The following is a 24,377-nucleotide window of genomic DNA, read 5'->3' as shown; positions in this document are numbered from 1 at the left end:
AACTTAATTTCCTTTATATTGTAACATGATAAAAGGCTTATCCATTCACAATTTTTCCGCCGTTGACGTGAATCATTTGTCCGGTAATGTAAGAAGCGTCATCGCTTGCTAAAAAGACATAGCTCGGTGCGACTTCTTCCGGTTGCCCCGGCCGTTTCATCGGTGTATTGGCGCCGAATGATGCGACTTGTTCACTTGAGAACGTCGACGGAATGAGCGGCGTCCAAATCGGGCCAGGAGCAACGCCGTTGACGCGAATGCCTTTTTGCACGAGCGATTTGGCAAGCGAGCGGGTAAATGTTGCAATCGCTCCTTTTGTGGCGGAGTAATCAAGCAGCTGCTCGTGGCCTTCATAGGCTGTGATCGATGACGTATTGATAATCGAGCTGCCTTCTTTTAAATAAGGAAGAGCAGCTTTTGCCAAATAAAAATAGCCAAAGACGTTTGTGCGGAACGTTTTTTCCAATTGTTCGGATGTAATATTGAGCAAGCTCTCTTGCGGATGCTGCTCAGCCGCGTTGTTGACAAGAATGTCCAGCTTGCCAAAGGCAGTGACGGTTTGCTTGACTGCTTCCATGCAAAAATGCTCGTCGCCGACATCGCCGGGGATCAGTAAGCAGCGCCGACCTTCTTCTTCGACTTGCCGCTTCGTTTCTTCTGCATCTTCATGTTCATTGAGATAAATAATCGCGACATCGGCTCCTTCCTTCGCGAAATAAATCGCCACGGCTCTGCCAATGCCGCTATCGCCGCCGCTAATTAAAGCGACTTTATCTTTCAGTTTGCCGCTTCCTCGATACGTCGGGTCTTCGGATACGGGCTGCGGCGTCATTTCTGTCTGCAAGCCCGGTTGACGGTTTTGGTGTTGCGGCGGCAATGTTGCCTGCTGTTTTGTAACCATTGTCCTTTCCTCCTTGGAGCATCATTTATTTGTTATTATGGAACAATGGCCGCAAATTATGAAAAGCCAAGGCGCATCGCCTTGGCTTTTACAAAACGTTGAAATATCTCGCTTCCGGATGGGCAAACACGATCGCTGAGACGGACGCTTCCGGCTCCATCATAAATCCTTCCGTTAAATGAATGCCGATTTCTTCAGGGAGCAAGAGGCGGAACAGCTTCTCTTGATCCTCTAGGTTTGGACAGGCCGGGTAGCCAAACGAAAACCGCTGCCCTTGATATTTTGCCGCAAACCGTTCCTCCATCGTAAAATCTGGATCATCCGGGAAACCCCAGCGGTCGCGCATTACTTGGTGAATGCGCTCCGCTAACCCTTCAGCGACTTCAAGCGCCAACGCTTGAACGGCGTGGCTTTTCAAAAATTGCCCGTCTTCTTTCCAACGTTGGGCAAGCTCGCGGATGCCCGTTCCCGCTGTGACCGCAAAGAAGCCGACATAGTCGATTTGTCCGCTTTCCACCGATTTCGCATAATCCGCTAAACAAAGGTATGGCGTTTTTGGCTGCCGCGGGAACTCGAATGTTTCGATGACGGTTTTGGCATCGGACGGCGAGTAAATATAGAGGCGGTTGCCATCGCTTTGCGCCGGGAAAAATTGATAGACGGCCGCTGGCGCGATCCACTGCTTCTCTTTCGCTTCATGAAGCAACTCGTCGATGAGCTGTTTGAGCGCGAGAGCTTTTTCGTCCTGTTCGGCAAGCAGCGTTTTCACTTTTCCTTTTAAACCGAGATGATGCCCAAGCAGCATTTGCCAGTTCATATACGGCTCCACATGGGCAAGCGGAACGTTCTTTAACACGTGCCGTTCTAAATCAGTCGGTACAAATACAGGGACGTTTGCCGAAACATTTGATTTGGTGATGACGGTTGACTCTGAGCGCTGCACTGAAGCGGATGCGCTTTTTTCTTTCCGTTCATATTCAATTTCATTTTGTTGCAGGCGGTTGGCAAGTGCGAGTCCATCCATCGCATCTTTGGCGTACAGCACGATGCCGTCGTATTCCGGCGCGATTTTATTTTCGGTAAATTTGCGCGATAACGCGGCACCGCCGACCAAAATCGGAAGAGAAATGCCCGCTTGTTTTAAGTCTTGTGCGGTTAGCACCATTTGTTGAGCCGATTTCACAAGCAGACCTGATAGGCCGATAATGTCAGGACGTTCTGCATGGATCGCCTCGATCAGCTGCTGCGAGGTGACTTTAATGCCTAAATCAACCACTTGGTAGCCGTTGTTGCTTAAAATAATGTCAACTAAGTTTTTGCCGATATCATGCACATCGCCTTTGACGGTGGCGAGCAATACTTTCCCTTTCGTGCTTGTTTCTGTTTTTTCCATGTACGGCTCTAAAAAGGCAACGGCTGCTTTCATCACTTCGGCACTTTGCAACACTTCGGCCACGATCAGCTGATTGTCGTTAAATAATCGTCCGACTTCATCCATTCCCGCCATAAGCGGTCCGTTAATAATGTCGAGCGGGGAAGGGTACGTTTGCAGTGCTAATTCCAAGTCGGCAATCAAGCCTTCCTTCGATCCTTCCACGATGTAGGCGGCGAGCCGTTCCTCCAGCGACAAATTTTTATTCGTTGTTTTCGCTTCCTTTGTTTTGTCGCGGTAAAATTGAATAAACGTGTTTAACGTGTCATCATTGGTGTTAAACAATAGCGCCTCGGCTAATTGCACTTCCTCCTCAGGAATCGAAGCGAACCGTTCGAGTTTTTCCGTATTGACGATCGCGTAGTCGAGCCCTGCTTGTGTGCAATGGTACAAAAAGACCGAGTTCAAAATTTCCCGCCCGATCGGCGGCAAGCCGAACGACACGTTGCTGATGCCGAGGATCGTTAGACATTGGGGCAAGCGCTCTTTAATCAAGCGGATGCCTTGAATCGTTTCGCTTGCGGCGCCGATGTATTGTTCGTCGCCTGTGCCGACCGGGAACACAAGCGGATCGAAAATAATATCGTGCGGCGGTACGCCGTATTTGTTGACGAGCAAATCATATGAACGCAAAGCGATCTCGAGTTTTCGTTCCGCGTCGACTGCCATGCCTTGTTCGTCGATCGTGCCGACGACGACCGCTGCCCCATATTGATGAATGAGCGGCACAATTTTTTCAAATCGTTCTTCGCCGTCTTCTAGATTAATCGAGTTGATAATCGCTTTCCCTTGTGAATACGATAGGGCGCATTCGATGACGTTTTCGTCGGTTGAATCGATGACAAGCGGCACTTTCACTTTTTTGACCACATGCTCGATGAACCGCTCCATGTCTTCTTTTTCGTCGCGGTCGGGGTCCGCAAGACAAATATCAATGACATGAGCGCCATTTTTCACTTGAGCGCGGGCGATTTCTGCCGCTTCTTCATATTTTCCTTCGGCAATGAGGCGCTTAAATTTGCGCGAGCCGATCACGTTTGTTCGCTCGCCGACAAAAAGAGGGCGCATCGTTTCGTCGTAAATAAGAGGCTCGATGCCGGAGACGGCGTGCATATCGAACGAAGCGGGAATCGGCCGCGGCGGGAGGTCGCGAACCGCTTCGGCGATAGCCCGAATGTGGTCGGGCGTTGTGCCGCAACAGCCGCCGACGATGTTAATCCAGCCTTTTTCGGCAAAGCGGCGAATTTTGGCCGCCAACATCTCCGGCGTTTCGTGGTAATGGCCTTCTTCATCCGGCAGTCCTGCGTTCGGATAGCAGCTGACGGCAGTGTCTGAGAGCGCAGCAAGCGAACGCAAATGATCGGTCATGAACTCTGGTCCCGTTGCACAGTTTAATCCGACGGCCAACGGCTTCATATGGCGGACGGAGATAAAAAACGACTCAATCGATTGCCCGGCAAGCGTTGTTCCCATCGGCTCGATCGTTCCGGAAATGATAATCGGCACCGTTTTTCCCATTGTTTGAAACGCTTTGGAAATGCCGATAAAACCGGCTTTGACGTTGAGCGTATCTTGACACGTTTCTAAAAGAAGGAGATCGACGCCGCCGATTAAGAGCCCGCGCGCTTGTTCTTCGTAGGCGGAAACTAATTGGGAAAACGTCGCTCCACCCGTGACGGATAGTGTTTTTGTTGTTGGCCCCATCGAACCGGCGACGAAGCGCGGCCAGTCCGGTGTCGAATATTGATCGGCTGCTTGCCTTGCTAATTTAGCTGATTGAATGTTCAGTTCAAGCGCAAGGTGACCGAGGCCGTATTCATCAAGGACGATGTTCGTCGCTCCGAATGTGTTTGTTTCAATAATGTCCGCTCCAGCTTCTAGGTACGCCTCGTGAATATGTTTGATGACATGAGGGGAGGTGAGGGACAAATATTCGTTGCACCCCTCGTACTCTTCGCCGCCGAAATCGTTGGCCGTAAGTCCAGCGCTTTGAATCATCGTTCCCATTGCCCCGTCAATAATTAAAATTTTTTTGCGCAGCTGTTCGTATAGTTGGCTAGCCATGAAGCACCTTCCTTTCTGAGCTTAAGCGCTCTTTCTCGTGGATATAATGAACTAATTCTACCGTCATCTCGTAGCGTAGAAACGGGGTGATCAAATAAATGCCGTGGAACAAATCGAATGCAGCGTCAATCAATGATTTTGCAATCGCAATGCCTTCTTTTGCCGATTGAATCGGGTCGTTCGCGCAGGCGTTCATGCGCGCCCGAATGTCATCGGACAATGTGATGCCCGGCACTTCATGATGAAGGAAATCGGCGTTGCGGGCGCTCGTCAATGGCATAATTCCGATATAAATGGGGGCTTCGAGATGTTTTGTCGCTTCGTATACTTCTTCGATTTTCTGTTCCGAATATAAAGGCTGCGAAATAAAATAGTGGGCGCCGCATTGGACTTTTTTCTCGAGCCGCTCAACTGCCTTCTCTAAGTAGCGAACGTTCGGGTTAAAGGCGGCGGCGATTGAAAAATTCGTTTTTTGTCCAAGTGGCTGTCCAGAATAAGACAGGCCTTCGTTGAATTGGCGAATGAGCTGAATGAGATCGAATGAAGATAGATCATAGACGGATGTAGCGCCAGGAAAATCGCCGATCTTTGACGGATCGCCGGTCACCGCCAGCACATCGGTCATACCGAGTGTATGCAAGCCCATCAAATGGGATTGTAAGCCGATTAAATTGCGGTCGCGGCATGTAATATGAATGAGCGGCCGCATGCCGACTTGTTGTTTGACGATCGTTCCGAGCGCGACGTTGCTGATGCGCGGAGTCGCAAGCGAATTATCGGCGAGCGTTAGCGCATCGATGTTCGCTTCTTTCAGCGCTTTCGCCCCTTCTAAAAATTTCGCGATGCCGAGTTTTTTCGGCGGATCGAGCTCAACGATCACGGATCTCCGTTTGCTTACAATGTCTTGAAGCGGCGGTTCTGTTGTCGGTTCAGGCGATGAAACGACAAGCGCGGTTTGCCGCTGTTTGATCTCTTTTTTCAGGACGGGTGTCCGGTCGATGAGCGCTTTTGCCATCGCTTCAATGTGCTTAGGCGTTGTACCGCAGCATCCCCCGATAAGGCGGACGCCCTGGGCGCGGAAGGAGAGTGCCGTTTCTTGAAAATAATCTTCATTTGTTTCATAGACGAGGCGGCCGTCACGGTAGTCGGGCAAGCTTGCGTTTGGGTATGCTGAAAGAAATGCTGTTTTTGGAAGAGGCACTTCCTCAAGCGAGCGAATCATATGATACGGACCGAGGCGACAATTCAGTCCAACGACATCCGCCCCGAGCTGTTCCAACTCGGTAAGCGCCTTGCTAAGCGGGGTACCGTCCTGCAACACACCGATATCGTGAAGGGTGACATGGGCAATAATTGGGCGTTTTGTTTCTTTACGGGCGATGGAAAGCACCGTCTTTAATTCTTCTAGATCGTAATATGTCTCTAACAGTACTCCATCGACATCTTCGTGTAAAAGGGCATATAATTGCTCGCGAAACGTCCGCTTGACTTCCTCAAGTGTAATGGCGCTTTTGTTAATGCTGCGCAGCCCGCCGATTGTTCCGAGGACATAGGCGCGGTTTTCCGCAGCTTGTTTGGCCAATCTTACCGCCGCTCGGTTAATAGATTGCACCTCATCTTCTAATCCATAGCGGGCTAGTTTAATATAATTGGCGCCATATGTGTTTGTTTGAATGACTTCGGCCCCTGCCGTAATATAAGCTTCATGGATATGAACAATATCATCCGGCTTAGAGAGGTTCAATTCTTCAAAACAGCGATCGACACCGTGCGAGTATAATAGAGTGCCCATCGCGCCATCGGCAATAACAATTCGTTCTTTCAAGTCTTCTAACAGACCCACATTCATTCCCCCGTCCTTCTTCAATAAAATAAAAAAAGCCTTCTACAATAAGAAGAAGACTTTTTGCGCTGCTCCTTCTTATCTTCCAAGCAACATGCTTGTCTGGAATTAGCACCTTGGCATTTGCCAGGTTGCTGAGGGTTCATAGGGCCAGTCCCTCCCCCTCTCTTGATAAGAAATCGTTATGAAGTTTTAAAAAATGGTTATTTATAATTTAAATAATTTTATGAAAATATTCAACTACAAATTTTTATTCTTTTATCGCTGTACCGCGTTTGTGTCATAAAAACAAGCCTAATTCGTTGCAGAATTAGGCTTTTATAAGGTTGTCTTAGCGATAATTGACAAATTGCACGTCGATCGGCAGGTCGGCTTCACGAATCGCGGCAATCACCTTTTGCAAATCGTCTTTGCTTTTACCGCTGACGCGAATTTGATCTTCTTGAATTTGACTTTTTACTTTTAGGCCGGTATTTTTAATAATCGTGTTGATTTTTTTCGCATTGTCTTTATCGATGCCTTGAACAAGTTTCGCGCGTTGGCGCACTGTTCCGCCGGAAGCCGGTTCGACTTTTCCATAATGGATATTTTTTGTTGAGACGCCGCGTTTAATGAGTTTTCCGATGAGCACATCTTTTAGTTGCTCTAGTTTAAATTCGTCGTCGGAAATAAGGACAAGCTCTTCTTTTTCTAAAGAAATATCGCTTTTGCTTCCTTTGAAATCATAACGATTTTGAATTTCTTTCAGCGCGATATTAATGGCATTGGTGACTTCAGATAAGTCGACTTTGGATACAATATCAAATGAGCTTTCTTTCGACATACACTACCTCCAGCAAAATTTGGTCATTTCGTACTTATTATAGTAAAATGTAGCATGATAAACAATAAAAAGGAAGATGCATCCATGAAGCCATTAAAAGCAGGAGAAACAACCATATTAACAGTCAAACGAGAAGCGTCTATTGGCTATTTTTTAACAAACGGTAAAGAAGAAGTGCTGCTTCACAAAAGAGAAACGGAACGCCCGCTTTCGATTGATGAGGAAGTAACGGTCTTTTTGTATCAAGACCACGAGGGGCGGCTATGTGCGACAATGGAAAAGCCAAAAATCACCAATCATCGGTACGACTGGGTCGAAGTGGTCGATGTTGTTCCGAAGTTAGGCGTCTTTGTCGATATTGGAATTTCGAAAGATGTGCTCGTATCGCTTGATGATTTGCCGCCGCTTCCGACGCTTTGGCCTAAGCGCGGCGATCAACTGTATTGTTCGCTAAAAACCGATAAGCGGGGACGGTTGCTTGCTGAGCTGGCGGATGATGAAGTGATGAAGCAAATTGCTGTGAAGGCGCCGGAATCTATATTTAACAAAAATATTCGCGGCCGCGTCTATCGGCTTATTAAAGCCGGATCGTTTCTCATTTCAGATGTCGGATATATCGGGTTTATTCACGAGTCCCAGCGCCGGAGAGAACCGCGGCTTGGCGAAATCGTCGAAGGACGTGTTATTGCCGTCAAAGAAGACGGAACGGTGAATGTATCCCTGCTCCCAAGAAAGCATGAAACGATCGATGAAGATGCTGATATGATCTATCGTTATCTGGAAAGCAGAGGCGGGGCGATGCCGTATCACGACAAAAGCGACCCAGACGACATTCAAGCGCGTTTCCAAATGAGCAAAGCGGCCTTTAAGCGGGCTTTAGGGCGCTTAATGAAAGAGAAAAAGGTATATCAGGAAAATGGATGGACGTACATCAAAAGAGAAGAATCGTGAAAACAAGCGGAGCGAAAAAGCTCCGTTTTTTTTGTAGAAAAACTAAAAGATTATACAATATAACCGATAAAAACAGTGGAAATATTGTAAAACGAGGGGAAAAGAGATGAAACAACTGCGACTGATTATTGCTATGATCATGATTGTCGGTCTCTTTGCCGGCTGTTCGACAAAAGAGGCTGTGAACTCAAAAAAACGGATACGAGTCGGCATTATGTTGTCTGACGTCGGACTAGGAGATCAATCGTTTAGTGACTCTGCTTTTCGCGGATTAATGCAAGCGCGCGATGAACTTGGCATCATTTTTGATTATCGGGAGTTGCAAGATACGAAAACGTATGAACAAGGATTGAAAGAACTTGTTGAAGAAGGAAACGACGTTGTTATTGGTCTCGGATTTATGGTGCAACAAGATTTGGAAAAAGTCGCGAAGCAATATCCGAAGCAACAATTTATTTTAATCGACGCCGTTTCCAATTTAAAAAATGTGACATCGATTACATTTAAAGAAGATGAGGGAAGCTTTCTTGCCGGGCTTGTTGCGGCGCTAACGACTAAAACAAACAAAGTCGGCTTTATCGGCGGGGCTGATGTGCCGCTAATTCGCAAATTTGCTGTCGGCTTTGAAAAAGGGGTACATGCGATAAAACCTTCTGCATCCGTTGATATCGTGTATGCCGGTGATTTTGGCAACGACAAGCTTGGAGCAAAGATTGCTAGAGGCATGTTTCAAAAAGGAAGCGATGTGGTCTATACAGCTGCCGGGTTTACTGGAGTAGGTGCATTGCGCGAGGCGGAAACGCACGGAGTATATGCCATCGGTGTCGATAGCGACCAATATTTTTATGCGGAAAAAGCGGTTGTCACGTCGATGGTCAAAAACGTCGATGTAGCGCTGCTTACTGTGTTAAAGGAATACGTGAAAAAGGGCGAGATTCCAACAGGAACTGTTGAGTTAGGATTGAAGGAAAACGGGGTCGGTCTTGCGCCGATCCGAGTGGTGCCATGGAATGAGCCGCAGCAAAAGCTTTTAGAACAATGGAAAGAAAAAGTGGAAAGCGGACAAGTGACAACGAAAGAATAGAAAAGGGGATTACAATGACAATTCGGAAAAAGCTATGGCTTCATTCGACGATCTCGATACTACTATCGATAGTGATTATGGGATTTATTATTGCGAATATGTTATCCATTCAATCGACGAACAAAGATATTGTTCCTGTATTGCTGACGGTACAAAAGCTTGAGGCAAGCATGAAGTCGGCGAAACAAGGCTTAAATAACTTTGCGTATAATATGACAGAAGGCAACAAGCAGGAAGTGATCACGCAAGTAAATGAAACGGAGCGAATGATAAGCCAGCTTGAAAAGATGTTGAAGCAAAAAGAGTTTCGTGTATTGTTAGAAAAAGCGAAACGGAAATTTTCTGATGTGCGCGCTCGATCTTTGGAAGCGCTCGACAGCCGCAACGAATCTGAAGCGAGACGGCAAGCGATGCGCATTGAAGGAGCGATTAACGATTTATATGTTCTGCAGCTGTATACAAACGATTTTTATGAACAATTGCAACGTGATTTACAAGGCCAAATTCGTTTCGTAGTATGGGCATCAGTGATTGGCTGCGTGGTGCTCTTTGTATTGTCGGGAGGGAGCAGCTTAAGGCTGACGCGTTCGATTACGAAACCGCTTGAACGGCTTGCAGCGAACGCAACCGAAATTGCTAGAGGCAACTTGCTTGTCGAGCGCGTTGCTTACAAGAACCGTGACGAAATTGGTGAGCTGAACGCGGCATTTAATCAAATGGTGGACGAACTAAAGCGGTTATTGCATTCTGTTGATGATGCTAGCAAACGGGTCGAAGCGTTCGCTAAAGAGATTGAACAGGAAAATCAAACGTTAACAGAAATCAATCGGCAAGTCGCTTTATCGACCAATGAGTTATCATCCGGCGCTCAAAGTATTTCTGAAGAGTTGCAGCAAGCGGTATTGCTCATTGAAAAAATGGACAATACGTTCGCACAAACAGCCGAGAGAACGGAACAAACAGCGCAATACAGTGAAGTCGCAGTCGAGGCGATCCGCGACGGACAAGCAGCGATTCAACAGCAGATGGAGTTGATCCGCAATAACGCTGAAGCGACATCGTTGATTGAGCGGGAGACGAAAGAATTTATCGAGCATGCGACGGACATTGAGCAAATGGCGAAGGCCGTATCGGAAATTGCTGAACAGACGAACTTGCTTGCCTTAAATGCAGCCATTGAAGCGGCGCGAGCGGGCGAAGCGGGGAAAGGATTCGCGGTGGTGGCAGAGGAAGTGCGCAAACTTGCGGAGCAGTCTGCTCAGGCGACAAAGCAAATTTTCACAACAGTTTCCCATATTAAACATGGGGTGGCTTCCGTTTCAGCCGCAGTGGCACAAGGAGTGAAAATTGCTGAACAGCAATCGCAATCGATTGAAACGACAGCAGCTGCTTTTACTGAGATTGAAAGCAAAGTCGCAGGAATTTCAACTGATATTCAAGCGCTTGTGACCGATGTCGCCGCCTCAAAGCAGTTCGGAGAAAGGGTGCTCCAGAACGTTGAAAGCATTAGCGCGGTTGTCGAGCAATCGGCTGCCGGAAGCGAAGAAATTGCCGCTTCGATGTCCGAACAGCTTACCGCTTTTGAAAATATGGTTGAAAAAGTCAAAATGCTGCGTCAATTGACGGATGAATTGCATACAGTGATGGCGAAGTTTCGTATGGAATAAATTGATCATAAAATAAAAGTTCTCCACGACTTTCAAGGTGGAGAACTTTTGTTTTAAGGACGAGAGGGGCCTTCATTACGATTAAGGAGCCTATTATACAAAATTATTAACGTTGTTATTTCTTCCAAACTTATAGGCCGAGACGAGGAAAAAGATCAGCGCGAACGCGAGAATAATGAGCAGATTCAAATATAAGCTTCCAAAGGAATGACCTTGCTGCAATTTTAATAACGCGTCTAGCGCCCAGCGTTGCGGCAGAAAATTAGCTATTTTTTGTACGAAAGTAGGCATAATATCCGCCGGCCAAAAACAGCCTGAAAGCATGCAGGTAGGAACAACGATCAAGTTTTGCATCGCTCCTGCTGAAGCAGAGCTGTTTGCAAAAGCGACCGTTATAAAAGCGATGCCGATGGCTACTAGTGAAAATAACATCAGAATAGCTGCCATTTGCCAAAAAGCAATATTCGTTTTTATGTGAAATACCTGATCCATCATCACTAGTGTAATCATAATCTGTCCGGTCATCACAATCATGTTGACGATGATATTTGATAATATATATTTGTTTCCGTTAATCGGGGCGGATAATAATCGGAAATACGTTCGATTTTCTTTTTCTCGCACGATCATTTCCGCTAAACTGCCCGCTGAAAAAAGCATAATCATCAGCAAATATCCGATGGTCTGATAGGTCATGCCGATATTTTTCGATGTATCTTTTAGCGGATGGACTGATGTACGGAACGGCGATTGCTGGTAGCGTTCGTACATTTGCCAAAATGTGCGCTCATCCCCGTTTGCGATTTTTCCAAGTGCACTAATATTATTGATGTAGTGATATAAATATGATTTGACGAAACCGGTAATTTCCGCTCCGTGAATCGAAACGATTTGCAGATGGCCGGGTCGTCCTTGCTCGACGCTTTTGGAAAAGCCTTGATGAAAAACAAGCACGCAATCGAGCTTGCCGGATGTGATTTGATCGTCTATTTCCGATTTTTTAATGTTCGTTACCGAAAGATGTTCTAACCCTTTGATAAAATGGATCGTATCATTCGTAATATAATGAGGATCGTTGTTGACAACGCCGATGTGCACATTTTTTTCGTTAGAACCGCTGTAGACAAACAAGGATATGATAATTCCGATGAGCGGCGTGCCAAAATACAATAGGATATTTTTTTTATTACTGAACGTCTTTTTTAAGGTATGTCTAACTAACCACATTACATCTTGCATGTTATAATCCCTCCTGTTTTGTGAACGCCGTTCCAGCGATCAGCAAAAACAGCGCTGCGAATCCGACATTTAACAGCATGGTGAAGGAACCAGCTGATAAATCGTTCACATAAATGATTTTTGTAAGGGCTGTATTGACCCATGTGAGGGGGGAGAGGTTCGTTATCAATTTTTCCATTGTGCCTGTAGCTTCTATTTTGTAATACGCTCCGCCCAAGAAGGACGCTAGCTGTATAACAACCATAAGAATCATTCTGGCCGCTCCTTCTGTTCTTGCAATATAGCTGATCCCAAGACCGAGGCTAACGGCAAATAATACTTCTGTAAATACTACAAAATACACTAGAGCAAGATGATGTCCCCAATAGGCTTTAAAGACGAATTTGCTGAACGTAATGACAATGGCTACGCAAAGAAAATTCACAACGACGTTTCCAAGTATTTTTCCAATAAAAATTTCAAATTTATGGACTGGTGCTGCCAATAATCGATCTGCTGTTTTGCGCGTTCGTTCTCCCCGAATTAAATAACTGGCTGGCAAGGCTCCATAAAGGGCGATCATCGTTGTCATGGCAATCGCATAATAGTCCATTGCACCTGGCTGTCTTTTAGAATGAAGGGACGTTTCTTTTATATAATTATTTTGTACTTTGTTGTTCATTAATAGTTGCACTTGCTCGGGTTTTACTTGTGCGACGGCTGTGGCGATGTTATACTGATCGGCAAACGCTGCCGCCATTCCTTGAATAATGCTCGCTTTGATCGAGTTTGTATCGTTCACATATAGTTGGATTTGTTCATTGGTGATTGCCATATATCCATCATAATTGTCTTGCTGTACCTCTTTTTTTGCATCAAGCTGACCAGAGGCTCGTTTAAAATGAATATCGGATTTTTTGGCTTCTTTCATAAACTGACGAACATAGCTTGAAAATTCTCCTGATGTTTGATCTTTATATAATACATGGATCTGGCCAACAGAAGTTGTAGTATTAAAGGCATTAGATAAAGCCGTTCCTAATATGAGCATTAATACAATCGGGAATGCCAGCATAAAAACGAGCGTTCTTCGATCCCGAAAATCACTTTTTATTTCTTTCATAGCAATGCGAATGATATTCAAAAAACATCTCTCCTTTGGACTAGTGATCCCTTAAACTTCTCCCTGTTAAAGTAAGGAACACGGTTTCTAAATTTGGCGACTGTTCTTTCAGTGAACGTATTTCTACTTTGTCGTTAATGAGACATTGAATGATGGTATTTAAATTGTTAACGCTGATATCCGAACTGACTTTAATTAAGTTTTCTTCCATTTGAACAGCTTTTACGCCGCTAATGGATTGTATTTTATTTAAATCGATCGTCTCCATCGGTTTAATTTCAATCCACACATCTTTTGTATTCGTGATAATGGCTTTGAGTTGCTCTTTTGTTCCTTCAGCGATGATTTTGCCGTGATCGATAATCGCAATCCGAGAGCAAATTTCTTCGACTTCCTCCATATAGTGGCTTGTATAAATAATGGTGCAGCCCATTTCGTTCAATTTTTTGACAGAGTTTAAAATATAGTTTCTTGATTGCGGATCGATGCCCACCGTTGGTTCGTCCATAATAATGAGCTTAGGCCGATGGGCGATTGCACAAGCGATATTCAATCTCCTTTTCATTCCACCTGAGAAGCCTTTAGGATAGCTTTTATGTTTATCGCTTAATCCGACAAATTTCAATGCTTCTTCCACTCGTTCGTGTAGCTGGGAACCGCGCAGTCCGTATAGCCCTGCGAAAAATTTCACGTTTTCGTATGCCGTCAAATCTTCGTAAATGGCAATATCCTGCGGAACGATGCCGATATTCTTTTTAGCGAAATGGCTATGCTTGCTAATATTTTTGCCAAGAATTTTGATTTCTCCGGCGTTGGCTCGCAACAGTCCTGCAATCATATTGATTGTTGTGCTTTTTCCGGCTCCGTTTGTTCCAAGAAATCCAAATATTTCTCCCTCAGCTACGGTTAAAGACATATTATCAACTGCGATAAAATCGCCGAATTTTTTCGTCACATTTTTTATTTCCAAAATGTTCATCATCTCACCTCTTCGTGTTCGTTATGTCTTTAGTATAAAAAAGAAAATGAACTCATATAAGTGCATGAGTTCATTACTTTTACATGAGAATATTCATATTTTCCATCTGAAGCTGTTCATTGATTGACAGGGAGCAATGTGGTGACAGAGAAACCGTTTGTGCCATCGACAATTACAGTGCCGTTTACGGACGCTGCCCGTTCTTCCATGCCGATGATTCCAAGGCCTTTTGTTACCTTTTCAGCTCCTTTTCCGTTATCTTTGACTTCGATTTTAATTAGAGTATTCAGCACGTGAATTTCAATCGAAATGACGGTGGCTTCTGCGTATTTCATGGCGTTCGTTAAGGCTTCAGTAATATTTTCGTAAATAATTTTCCACTGAATTGGGGAAATGACTTCCAAATTGCCTTTGCAAACAAAAGGGATTTGAATATTGTGCTGCGCTGAAAATTCCTCTATGAATAATTTCACCCGATTGATTCCCATTTGTTCCGCTCGCGGTTTGATATGCTTTAACGTGATGCGAATATTTTCAATTCCTTCTTTGGAAATATGAATCGCATTTTGCAGAAATTCTTTCGCCTTGTTATGATCGATGTCCATTAAGCGCTTCGCGGCCTCCATCTGAATGAGCGCTCCGGTCATCGAATGGCCGATTTGGTCGTGAATTTCTTGGGCGAGCCGATTCCGTTCTTCTAACTGAAGCGTATATTGTGACTGCTTAATGTATTCATGATATTCGTTTAAGCTTTTCGTTAGCCGCTGTAGATCCCTTCGCATTGTATCAAGCTTATCTTCTAAATTCGCTATTCGAAACGTATAGCGTTCGGCCATGGCGACACTCATAAAATTAAAACACGCTGTCAGAAAATAAACCGGGTGCAGATTGTTTGGAATAAAGACGATTGGAAATAAAAGTAAAGTGAATATCGCCCATTTATTGTGAACATGGTTTGCTGAAAGTTCATATAGGTTAATCGGCAGCAGCAAAATAAAGAAAGAATAGATATGGAAGCTTGAAAGCAATATAAGAGCAATTGATAAAAATACCACCCCTTTTTTTAACGATGCTTTTTTGAAAATATAAATGCTCATATTGATGCAAAGATAGACAAGAGAAGCAAAAACGAACCAAGGAGTGCTAATGTGGTTGGAGTATAAATAGCAAATACATATATATAGCCATAAAATAAGTTTGTTTAGAATGAACAAAAGTTCCATTGACATCCCTCAGCGAATTTTTCCTGTTAAATAATAAATGGCAATCTGTGTCCGATGCTGCAAGCCTGTTTTCCCTAAAATCGATGTGATATAATTGGCGATCGTCCCTTCTGATATAAAGAGCTGCTTGGAAATTTCTTTATTGGAAAGTCCTTTGGCAATTAAAGACATAATCTCCATTTCCCGCTCTGTAAACAGCGTTTTATCGATTTTAGGTTGAGCTTCTTTTTCAGTTGTTAAATTCGATTTAATCTTTTCCATGATCACGTCTTGCATAATCGTATTTCCGTTATATACGGCTTTGATCGCTTCCCTTATTCTTTCTGGATCGGTGTTTTTTAAAAAATAGCCTTTTGCGCCGTTGCGGATGGCGTCCAAAATGTATTCGTCATCATCGAAAGTGGTGAGGATCAGAGGTTTTGTGTTTGTTTGTTCGCATATGAGTTTCGTGGCTTCGACTCCATTCATATTCGGCATGCGCACATCCAACAGCGCAATATCAACAGGGAATTTTTTGCAGTATGCAACGGCTTCTTGACCGTCATTGACGGTTGCTACCACGTCAAATTCGTCATATGTACTTAGTATAATTCGCATCCCTTCTCGAACAAACGAATTATCATCGGCGATCATTACTTTTATTTTTCCTGGTTTTTGCGAGAGGTCGTTCATCCATTCACGTCCTTTCATATTCGAATTGATATTTTACTTAAAGTAAAGAGGGAGAAGGCCCGTTTGATCGGGCCAACCTCCATTTGTTTGGCAAAAGAAGGCTGAATGGCGGTCGCAACTAAAAAATACAAAACAAAATAACGTATAAAAATGGTTGTTAGTCCACAAATACGCGACGCATCGTATTAATTAAAAGGTAAAGGCCGTACGATAGACAGCTCTATTTGGCGGTAAAGATTGACTCGCCGACTGTTGTACGAGAAGGAGATGGGAAAATTTTAATATATTCACTGAGAATTCTCCCACCTCTAAGCGAAGTGTAGGTGGGAGAGGTTTATGATTTGTGAGAGAATCATTTAATTATAACAAAATATTGTAAACAAAGGAATGAGGGAACAGATTGAATAAAAAAGGGGAAGTGTACTGCATTATAGCTTTAGTCAAACCAACTGCATGTGCTTGCAAATCGCTGCAGAGAGAAAGGGAGAGCTGCTACAAAGAAGAACGTTAAGGTTTTTCAAATGTAAAAAGAGCTTGCAAGCAAGCTCTTTTTACAAATGGTCTGTCTTTTTAGAGTATTCGTTTTTTCCTGCTTGGCGATTTTTTTCCCGTAGCATGTTTTTTTCATGGCGTTTCGCGTTGTTATCGCGCGCCTTTTTATCGTTGTCGCTTGTACGAGGCATATTGCTTGCACTCCTTTTTATTAATCGTACATCGGTAGTTTTTTCAGCGACAAGCGATTTTATGCTTCGAGATATTGGTTAAGGAAAAAGACCGCTAACGTGCCTGGGCCGGCATGTGCCCCGATCGCCCCTCCGATTTGGGAGATATAAAAGCGGTTGCAGCCGAATTTTTCTTCAATCATCCGCTTTAACTCCAATGCCGCCTCCTCATCATCGCCATGGCTGATGCCGATCAGCTGCTTTTGTAAATCGTCTCCGCGCTCTTCCATTAATTCAACGATCCGTTTTAACACTTTTTTGCGGCCGCGAATTTTTTCAAGCGGAATCAGCTTCCCATCTTCTACGTGAAGAAGCGGTTTAATGTTCAATAGTCCGCCGACAACGGCTGATGCTTTGCTGATCCGTCCCCCGCGCGCTAAAAATTCTAAATCGTCGACGGTAAAGATATGCTCCATATGGCGGCAATATGTAGAAATTGCTTCGCATAATTGTTCATACGGCATCCCTCTTTGCGCTAATTCACATGCTTTTATGACGACGAGCCCCAAGCCGAGCGAAGCGCATTTTGAATCGATAACAGTCAGCTGAAAGTCAGGGTATTGTTCGAGCACTTCTTGACGTACCATCATCGCTGTTTGGTACGTCCCCGATAACTGAGAAGAAAAAGCGATATAAATAGCAGATCGACCATCCTTCGCAAGTTCTGTAAACAACTCTTTCATTTTAAGCGGGCTTGCTTGCGATGTTTTTGGTATTTCTCCATTCCGCATCGCGTTGTACACTTGCTTTGGCTCGATTGTGATGAAATCTTCATAATCCGCTTCGTTTAAATGAACAATGAGCGGAAGAAACGAAACGTGACGTTCTTGTAAAAAAGAATACGGTAGGTCACATCCGCTATCAGCGACAATGGCAATTGACATCCTCTTCACCTTCTTACCTTAAAATAATTCGTTCTTAATTAAGTGTAATAGCTTAAAAGAAAAAATACAATTTCCATTTTGTAAACGGTTGCTAGAGGAAGAAAAAACATCATTTTTTATTAAAAAATGAAACTTTTGGAAAGTAAGGCTCGTCTAAATAAATGGATTTTAAACCAATAATTTACATGATTGTAAAAGGGGGATTTGCTCGAATGAATAAAAAATGGCTTTCAAAGTTGTTAGTGACCGCTGTGCTGGCCACGAGCGCAGGACCGATTACTGCAAAAGCGGCGGAAGAAAAAATCTATATGCCGCCGCAGCAAAAATTGTATCAACGGGTAGGAATCAATATGCAAGCGAACAACGTTAGAGAAATGGAAGGAGTGAACATTTCAAAAGAGGAAGCGCTTGAAATTGCTAAAAAAGCGGTAAAAGTTGACAAAGATTATAAATTTCAAGGAATTTCATTCTCGAATGATTGGTATGGAAATAAACCAGTATGGCAAGTTTCATGGTATAAAGAGGATCGGGGATATCATGACATTAGTGTCACAATCAACGCGAAAACAGGAAAAGTAGTCAATATGCATATATACCATGAAAAAAATGATAATACATCGTTCCCTCCGAAAGTAAGCTACGAGCAGGCTGTGGACATCGCTAAAAAATATATCGAGACGATGTACCCTGGCAAGCTTAAAGAAGCGGTCATGGATGAGCAATTGAAAAAGCAGCAAGGAAGGCTGCCATATGGGAATCGAAAGTTTTATGCGGTCCGTTTTTATCAAGTCGTTAACAGCGTTCCGTACTATGAGAATAACATAATGGTGACGATTAATGGGAACGGGGAAATTCAAACATTTGAATATAACTGGAATGATGAAGTAACGTTTGAAAAGAACGAGAAAGTGATTAGCGAAGATCAAGTGAAAAAATTGCTGCAAGATCGTATTCAATTAGAATTGCGCTATCAGCTCGATTCTTCGGCCAATGCAAAGCCTAAGCTTATGTACGTTCCTAAGTCCAATATGTATCAATATTATTATGGAAATATAAATATGACGATTGATGCACACACAGGGAATTTTATTGACGTATACGGCAAACCGGTAGAACTATCTTCATCGGGAGAAGAAAAGCCGTTATCAAATCAGGCGACTCCTCTTCCGGTTCGCAATAAAGAATTAACACAGAAGGAAGCGTATGAAATTGTTCAACAAGCTTTGCCGCTTCCAAAAAATTTGGTGCTAAACTCGGCAAATTACGAAGAGCGCAATGAAACTCCGGTTTGGTTCTTTACGTGGAGAAGCCAAGACGACGGCTATTCTTTCTTGAATGCGACGGTGAATGCGAAAACTGGCGAAATCATCAGCTTTGACGACGATTCCATCTATAGAGACTTGGAATCTGGGAAAAACGTACAAATAAACTATACGAAAGAACAGGCATTACAAATTGCCTCCGACTTTGCAAGGAAAATTGCTGCTGATAAGGCGGACCGTTTATATGCAGCTCCCCCTCAAGAAATACGCTATGGAAAGGCAGCGAAACCGCAGTTTTATGAAATCTATTTTTATCGTAAAGAAAATGGCATTCCGGTACAAGGACAAGGAATGACTGTGACCGTTTCAGCCGAGACTGGAAAAATTGTTCGCTTTTATACAGAGTGGCGCAACGTGTCGTTCCCTGTACCGAATCAAGTCGTTTCCCTTGAAAAAGCAAAAGAAATTTATCTGAACGATACAAAATTTGCTTTAAGCTATTTTACAACAGTCGCACAAAACGAAAGCAAAAGCAATGAGGCTATTTTAGTTTATCAACCAGTGCCGACTTGGACGGAAAAATATTTGGATGCTATTGACGGCAAATGGAAGGATGCAGCGACAGGGAAAGTGATTGATGACCAAAGCGTTGCAACCGATATAAAAGGACATAAGCAAGAGCAGGCGCTGCAAGCGATGATCGATTACAACATTTACGATGTCGAAAACGGAAAGGTATATCCTGATAAAATAGTAACAAAAGGAGAATTTGTCGAGATTTTAATGCGAGCGGTGGGCGATTACGGAACATGGTATAACGAAAACGCACCAGCACCGTTCAAGGATGTAAAAAAAGAGGCGGATTATTATCCATACTTGCAGCGCGCGGTAGACCGCAAATGGATTAAAATGGATCGAGATGAGTTTCAACCGAACAGCCAAGTGACGCGTGAATTTGTTGCGGTAACGCTTGTGCGTGCACTCGGATATGACAAGCTTGCTTCGCAAAATGGTTTATTCCCTGTAACGTTTAAGGATGCGAACAAAATTCATTATAAAGGCTATGTCGGCTTAATCAGCAAACTCAAAATCATGCCAGGTACGAAATCGGGCGAGTTTCAGCCAGCTTCGCCATTAACACGCGCTGATATGGCTGTCATTATTTATCGTTTTATGAACAAATATGCGGCTATTGCCGAAAATTAACAGAAAAGCGATGCGGAAAATCTATTCCGCATCGCTTTGCTTTATTTGGTCAAGTTCTTCTTGCAGTTGACGCAGCTGCGCTTTTTCAGCTAAGTTAGAGTGAACGTAGGCAGAGGATAATGCATTTTTAGCAACAGCGACTGCTTCATTGACATCAATATCCGCTTGTCCTGCTGCCGCTTGTTTAGCATTCATAACAGCTTTGCGCGCCTCTTGAAATAACCGGTTTCCCATTATTAGTGTCCTCCAAGCGACGTTTCAATTGCTGTTCTTGCCTTCCGTTCTTCCGCTTCCGCATACGTCATATGATAAGGGATTCGTTCATCATGTTTTTCAACGGCATCGACGCTTTGCTGAATAAACCGCTTCGATTTATTTCGTTTACCCAAGACGCATTCCCCCTTGAAAAATAAAGACGCAACGCTGCGTCGTTTATATTGTAACCGCTTTGGGGGCATGATACTAAGGCAATTCGTTACAGCTTTAACAGCCCTTTTAAGTAAATGCCGATTCCATCTTCTTCATTGGTTTTTGTCACATCTTTTGCAACTTGCTTTAACGGCTCGATCGCATTGCCCATGGCGATCCCATATCCTGCCCATTGGATCATTTCTAAATCGTTGTCTTCATCTCCAAAAGCGATGACGCGATCATTTGGAATTTGGAAATATTCCGCGATGCGCTGCAATCCAAAAGCTTTATGGACACCCGCGCGGACGATTTCGATAATATGCCAAGGAGCAGCCCAGCGGCGATGATGGAGCACATTTGCGTGCACCGAAGATAAATAATATTGAATATCATCGGCATGCTCTTCGTCTGTATGAATAAGAACGCTCGTTGGATCGGTTTTTAATATTTGACGCAAATCGCCAATTTCAATTTTCGGTTGACCTAACTGAACGATGCTAAGCAGCTTTTCGTCATGGTCGTGGAAATATACATCATCCATTACTTCCGCTAAAATGTTTTTGATATTGTATGTTTCGCTTACTTCAATAATTTCTTTGATCGTTTCCAACTGAAGCGGGGAATGGTACATGCCCCACGTATCGTCTTTTGGGTGATGCACAAAAGCGCCGTTGAAGTTGACAATTGGGGTTGTTAAATGAAGCTCCTCATAATACATTTTGCTGGCGCGGTACGGTCTTCCAGTAGCGATTACAACAATGTGTCCAGCCTCTTTTGCACGTAAAATGACGTCTTTTGTGAACGGAGAAATCGTTTTATCATCTTTTAACAATGTGCCGTCCAAATCTAACGCAATTAAATATCGTTCCATAATAGCTCCTTTGCATATGTATTTTTAGATATGCGCTCTAAGAGCATAGCTGCGGTTTGCTGAACAGCAAGCACATAATAACATTGCTTTTCTTCTATAGTGTAACTCTTTTCCAAAATTTTTGTCTACATGTTACACTAGAAGAAAAGGAAATCAAAAGGAGTTTTAACAGCCATGGTAATTATTCAAAATGAGACAATCGCAAACGTTCCTGTATTGCATGTAGTAAAAGAAGAGAGAAAAAATGAAACGTTGCCGCTGATTATGTTTGTGCACGGATTTACGAGCGCGAAAGAACATAACCTTCATTTTGGCTATTTGCTTGCTGAAGCAGGATACCGTGTCATTTTGCCAGATGCGCTTTATCACGGCGAGCGTGAGCAAAATCTTACGGCTCAACAATTGCAATTATCATTTTGGAACATTGTTGTGCAAACCATTCGCGAGATTGAACAAATCAAAGGCGAACTTTGCGAACGCAATCTCGTTGAAAAAGATCGCATCGGTATAGCAGGGACCTCGATGGGAGGCATTGTGACGTTTGGAGCGCTTGCTGTATATCCTTGGATTAAAGCTGCTGTTTCATTGATGGGAAGCCCACGTTATGGGGCGTTTTTCGACGCGCAAGTTGAAATGGCGAAAAAAATGCAACTTTCGATTCCGATGACAGCCGAACAATTGCAAAAAGAGCGTGCACGACTTACTCGATATGATCTTTCACTGCAGCCGGAAAAATTGCAAGACCGTCCGCTTATGATGTGGCATGGCAAGCGTGACCAAGTCGTACCTTACCAATATACATATGAGTTTTACGAGCAAATAAAACCTCTTTATGAAAAAGGAAGGCTGAAATTTATTTCCGACAATGAAGCGGGCCATAAAGTGACAAGGGAAGCATTTTTAGAAACGGTGAAATGGTTTGTCGAGCATGTGTAAGATGTTTTTTAACTTTTAACATATCCACCGAGAAATCTTCCAACCTGAAAGGACGGGGAGTTGGGGGAGGTTCATAGAGAAATCATATTATTGAGGAATTTTAAGCGCCGATTGGAGCCAGAAGCGAAAAGAAAAATCGCAGAATTTTCTGCGATTTATTTACTTGCTTTTTTGAGTTCCTTTTTCTCATAGCATTCGAAGCAATACAACGTTTCCTTTTCTTCGCTGATAACGCCGTTTAAAAATCCGGACAAACAGTGGATCGGTTTGCCGCACTTCGAGCAAAAGCCGACGAACTCTCCCAAGGGCCATTCCCCTTTCGTGACCGTTAAAAATTCCCATAAACATTCGCTCTGCCTATTGCTGCTTGACGAAATGGATCGGATCATCATGATGTTTATATTATTTATTATAATATAAGAAAGGTTCGTTTTATGAACAGATTTATTGGGAATTTCTTCATTATATAACATACGACAATCTCTTCACTTTGCCGCTAATCCAAGGAGAATGGCGCTTTAGCATTGATACAAACAATGAGAAGACTAGATCATGCAGAACGGATGAGATGTAGGAGGAAGACGGATGGAACGGATCGTTGGGGTTGTTCTTGCCGGAGGAGAGTCGCGTCGCTTCGGTCGCCCGAAAGCATTTGCCAAGAGAAAGGGGATGTATTTTTTTCAAATTGCAGCTGAAGCGTTGCGCCCAGCTGTTCAGAAACTATACATTGTCAGCCATCCTTCTCTTGTTTTGCGTTTTCGAAAGGAGACGAACGACGAAGTAATCATGGATGTAGAAGCGTACCGCGGCCAAGGACCGCTTGCTGGCATTTATACAGTAATGAAACGAACGGAGGCTGACTGGGTGTTCGTGCTTCCTTGTGACATGCCCTATATGAAAGCAAGCACTGTACAAAAACTTGTTTCCTGCATTGATGATGCATTTGATGTCATTATTGCTGCGCATTTTGATAGAATTCAGCCGTTGGTTGGTGCGTATCACCGCCGAACGATAAACGAAATGGAACGGTTGCTTGAAGAAGGAGATAATCGTATGATGTCGTTATTAGAGCGCGCACGTGTCCGTTATGTGAATGAGCAGCATTTTCAAGAAGAGAGTACCGTGTTTCAAAATATCAACTCACCAGCCGATCACAGTATTGATGGCGAGTGAGCCACATGTATGTGGGACAGGGAGAGGGATTGAGTTTAGGCGAACATCATATTTGTTGTATCTGTCTTCTTGAACTGGTACTATGATGCTAGATAGAACGAAAAGGCAAAGGTTAAGAAGGGAGTATCTTTGACGAAGATATTCCCTTTTTTTAAGACGGTTACGGGGGAGTTTGTTATGAGAAAAGCGATGTTATTATTTTTAGTCTGTTTTGCCGCGATTGCAGGCGGATGCAACCAAAAGGAAACAAAGGAATTAAAGATTGCAGCGGCGGCTGACCTCACACTAGCATTTAAAGAGATTGGCAAACAGTTTGAACAGAAGACAGGGACGCATGTCGTGTTTTCGTTCGGTTCAACCGGGCAACTAGAAGAACAAATTAAAAACGGCGCCCCTTTTGATGTGTTTGCTGCGGCAAACGTTAAAGCTATCGACGAGTTGAAAAACGAGCATCTCATTATTCCGGGGACGGATTATGTATATGCGCTCGGAAAGATTGGAATTGTCACGAAAGATCAGTCCGTCCGCAAGTTAGATGATTTATTGCAGCCGGATGTGAAAAGAATCGCCATCGCCAATCCAAGCCATGCTCCTTATGGGTTAGCGGCGAAACAGGCTTTAGAAAAGGGAGGAATATGGAATAAAATAAAGAACAAATTAGTCTACGGGAAAAATATCGCCGATACGCTTGCTTATGTAGAATCGGGCAACGCTGAAGCCGGGATCGTCGCCTATTCTCTAGTAAAAACACACAACATTCCTGTCGTGTTGATCGATGAAAGGATGTATGAGCCGATTCAGCAAGAAGTCGCTGTTTTAAAAGCAACGAAATATGAAAAGGAAGCGAAACAATTTGTCGAGTTTTTACATAGTAGAGCAGGGCAACAAATTATGAAAAAATACGGATTTACGATACCGAAGGAGAAATAGCA

At 43.7% G+C, this 24,377-nt stretch carries 22 protein-coding genes and 1 riboswitch; of the genes, 7 read left to right on the top strand and 15 right to left on the bottom strand.

The window, feature by feature from the left end:
• Positions 1 to 37 precede the first annotated feature (37 nt).
• From N667_RS0107285 to N667_RS0107270, 4 genes are all read right to left on the bottom strand, one after another.
• Positions 38 to 901 (bottom strand): SDR family oxidoreductase, encoded by an 864-nt coding sequence (locus N667_RS0107285; protein ID WP_027408970.1) that lies wholly within the window; start codon positions 899 to 901, stop codon positions 38 to 40.
• A gap of 88 nt (positions 902 to 989) precedes the next feature.
• Entirely contained in the window at positions 990 to 4,397 is a 3,408-nt protein-coding gene (metH, locus tag N667_RS0107280; RefSeq protein WP_027408969.1) for a methionine synthase, read from the bottom strand.
• Positions 4,390 to 6,240 carry a bifunctional homocysteine S-methyltransferase/methylenetetrahydrofolate reductase gene (locus tag N667_RS0107275; protein ID WP_027408968.1) on the bottom strand — a complete coding sequence of 617 codons (1,851 nt, stop codon included), beginning with the start codon at positions 6,238 to 6,240 and terminating at the stop codon, positions 4,390 to 4,392. The genes metH and N667_RS0107275 overlap by 8 nt, the downstream gene beginning before the upstream one ends.
• Positions 6,241 to 6,315: 75 nt before the next feature.
• A riboswitch (SAM riboswitch) is annotated at positions 6,316 to 6,418 on the bottom strand.
• 153 nt (positions 6,419 to 6,571) lie between these two features.
• Entirely contained in the window at positions 6,572 to 7,063 is a 492-nt protein-coding gene (locus N667_RS0107270; RefSeq protein WP_027408967.1) for a YajQ family cyclic di-GMP-binding protein, read from the bottom strand.
• A gap of 84 nt (positions 7,064 to 7,147) precedes the next feature.
• Between N667_RS0107270 and N667_RS0107265 the strand changes: the two genes are divergently transcribed.
• From N667_RS0107265 to N667_RS0107255, 3 genes are all read left to right on the top strand, one after another.
• Complete coding sequence (locus N667_RS0107265; RefSeq protein WP_035098309.1) at positions 7,148 to 8,014, top strand: S1 RNA-binding domain-containing protein; 867 nt, start codon at positions 7,148 to 7,150, stop codon at positions 8,012 to 8,014.
• A gap of 106 nt (positions 8,015 to 8,120) precedes the next feature.
• Positions 8,121 to 9,098 (top strand): BMP family protein, encoded by a 978-nt coding sequence (locus N667_RS0107260; protein WP_027408965.1) that lies wholly within the window; start codon positions 8,121 to 8,123, stop codon positions 9,096 to 9,098.
• A 14-nt stretch (positions 9,099 to 9,112) separates the two neighbouring features.
• A complete protein-coding gene (locus tag N667_RS0107255) occupies positions 9,113 to 10,765 on the top strand; it encodes a methyl-accepting chemotaxis protein (protein ID WP_027408964.1) in 1,653 nt (550 codons plus the stop codon).
• Between the two features lie 93 nt (positions 10,766 to 10,858).
• On the opposite strand, the gene N667_RS0107250 is transcribed toward N667_RS0107255, so the two are convergent.
• The 7 genes from N667_RS0107250 to N667_RS0107220 all read right to left on the bottom strand — a co-directional run bounded on the left by N667_RS0107250 (position 10,859) and on the right by N667_RS0107220 (position 17,586).
• A complete protein-coding gene (locus N667_RS0107250) occupies positions 10,859 to 12,004 on the bottom strand; it encodes an ABC transporter permease (protein WP_027408963.1) in 1,146 nt (381 codons plus the stop codon).
• 1 nt (position 12,005) lies between these two features.
• Complete coding sequence (locus N667_RS0107245) at positions 12,006 to 13,127, bottom strand: ABC transporter permease (protein WP_027408962.1); 1,122 nt, start codon at positions 13,125 to 13,127, stop codon at positions 12,006 to 12,008.
• A gap of 19 nt (positions 13,128 to 13,146) precedes the next feature.
• On the bottom strand, positions 13,147 to 14,085 hold the full coding sequence (locus N667_RS0107240) for an ABC transporter ATP-binding protein (protein WP_027408961.1): 939 nt from the start codon (positions 14,083 to 14,085) through the stop codon (positions 13,147 to 13,149).
• A gap of 116 nt (positions 14,086 to 14,201) precedes the next feature.
• Positions 14,202 to 15,308 carry a sensor histidine kinase gene (locus N667_RS0107235; protein ID WP_027408960.1) on the bottom strand — a complete coding sequence of 369 codons (1,107 nt, stop codon included), beginning with the start codon at positions 15,306 to 15,308 and terminating at the stop codon, positions 14,202 to 14,204.
• Positions 15,309 to 15,317: 9 nt separating this feature from the next.
• On the bottom strand, positions 15,318 to 15,980 hold the full coding sequence (locus N667_RS0107230; RefSeq protein WP_027408959.1) for a response regulator transcription factor: 663 nt from the start codon (positions 15,978 to 15,980) through the stop codon (positions 15,318 to 15,320).
• A 551-nt stretch (positions 15,981 to 16,531) separates the two neighbouring features.
• The gene (locus N667_RS19365) at positions 16,532 to 16,663 is read right to left on the bottom strand and encodes a DUF3941 domain-containing protein (RefSeq protein ID WP_084278967.1); all 132 of its coding nucleotides are present in this window, start codon (positions 16,661 to 16,663) and stop codon (positions 16,532 to 16,534) included.
• Positions 16,664 to 16,722: 59 nt separating this feature from the next.
• On the bottom strand, positions 16,723 to 17,586 hold the full coding sequence (locus N667_RS0107220) for a DegV family protein (protein ID WP_027408958.1): 864 nt from the start codon (positions 17,584 to 17,586) through the stop codon (positions 16,723 to 16,725).
• A 212-nt stretch (positions 17,587 to 17,798) separates the two neighbouring features.
• On the opposite strand from N667_RS0107220, the gene N667_RS0107215 reads away from it, so the two are divergent.
• On the top strand, positions 17,799 to 20,054 hold the full coding sequence (locus tag N667_RS0107215; RefSeq protein ID WP_027408957.1) for a YcdB/YcdC domain-containing protein: 2,256 nt from the start codon (positions 17,799 to 17,801) through the stop codon (positions 20,052 to 20,054).
• 21 nt (positions 20,055 to 20,075) lie between these two features.
• Here N667_RS0107215 and N667_RS0107210 read toward each other — a convergent pair whose 3' ends face one another.
• From N667_RS0107210 to N667_RS0107200, 3 genes are all read right to left on the bottom strand, one after another.
• Positions 20,076 to 20,288: a DUF3813 domain-containing protein gene (locus N667_RS0107210; protein WP_027408956.1), complete on the bottom strand. Its 213-nt coding sequence runs from the start codon at positions 20,286 to 20,288 to the stop codon at positions 20,076 to 20,078.
• Between the two features lie 2 nt (positions 20,289 to 20,290).
• A complete protein-coding gene (locus N667_RS19975) occupies positions 20,291 to 20,443 on the bottom strand; it encodes a hypothetical protein (RefSeq protein ID WP_198020526.1) in 153 nt (50 codons plus the stop codon).
• An 86-nt stretch (positions 20,444 to 20,529) separates the two neighbouring features.
• Positions 20,530 to 21,336: a Cof-type HAD-IIB family hydrolase gene (locus tag N667_RS0107200; protein ID WP_027408955.1), complete on the bottom strand. Its 807-nt coding sequence runs from the start codon at positions 21,334 to 21,336 to the stop codon at positions 20,530 to 20,532.
• Positions 21,337 to 21,510: 174 nt separating this feature from the next.
• Here N667_RS0107200 and yjfP point away from each other — a divergent pair, with 174 nt between their 5' ends.
• Positions 21,511 to 22,272, top strand: coding sequence for an esterase (yjfP, locus tag N667_RS0107195; protein WP_027408954.1), 762 nt, complete (start codon positions 21,511 to 21,513; stop codon positions 22,270 to 22,272).
• A gap of 155 nt (positions 22,273 to 22,427) precedes the next feature.
• Here the strand turns inward: yjfP and N667_RS19970 are convergent, their stop codons facing one another.
• On the bottom strand, positions 22,428 to 22,577 hold the full coding sequence (locus tag N667_RS19970; RefSeq protein ID WP_198020525.1) for a hypothetical protein: 150 nt from the start codon (positions 22,575 to 22,577) through the stop codon (positions 22,428 to 22,430).
• Between the two features lie 280 nt (positions 22,578 to 22,857).
• Here N667_RS19970 and N667_RS0107185 point away from each other — a divergent pair, with 280 nt between their 5' ends.
• Both N667_RS0107185 and modA read left to right on the top strand, forming a co-directional pair.
• Positions 22,858 to 23,445 carry a molybdenum cofactor guanylyltransferase gene (locus N667_RS0107185; RefSeq protein ID WP_027408953.1) on the top strand — a complete coding sequence of 196 codons (588 nt, stop codon included), beginning with the start codon at positions 22,858 to 22,860 and terminating at the stop codon, positions 23,443 to 23,445.
• Between the two features lie 177 nt (positions 23,446 to 23,622).
• Positions 23,623 to 24,375, top strand: coding sequence for a molybdate ABC transporter substrate-binding protein (gene modA, locus N667_RS0107180; protein ID WP_027408952.1), 753 nt, complete (start codon positions 23,623 to 23,625; stop codon positions 24,373 to 24,375).
• Positions 24,376 to 24,377 lie beyond the last annotated feature (2 nt).

Source organism: Anoxybacillus tepidamans PS2, from assembly GCF_000620165.1.
In the GTDB taxonomy this organism is placed as follows: Bacteria; Bacillota; Bacilli; order Bacillales; family Anoxybacillaceae; genus Anoxybacteroides; species Anoxybacteroides tepidamans_A.
Note: the sequence above shows the minus strand (reverse complement) of the source record. Positions and strands in the feature narration are given on the sequence as shown.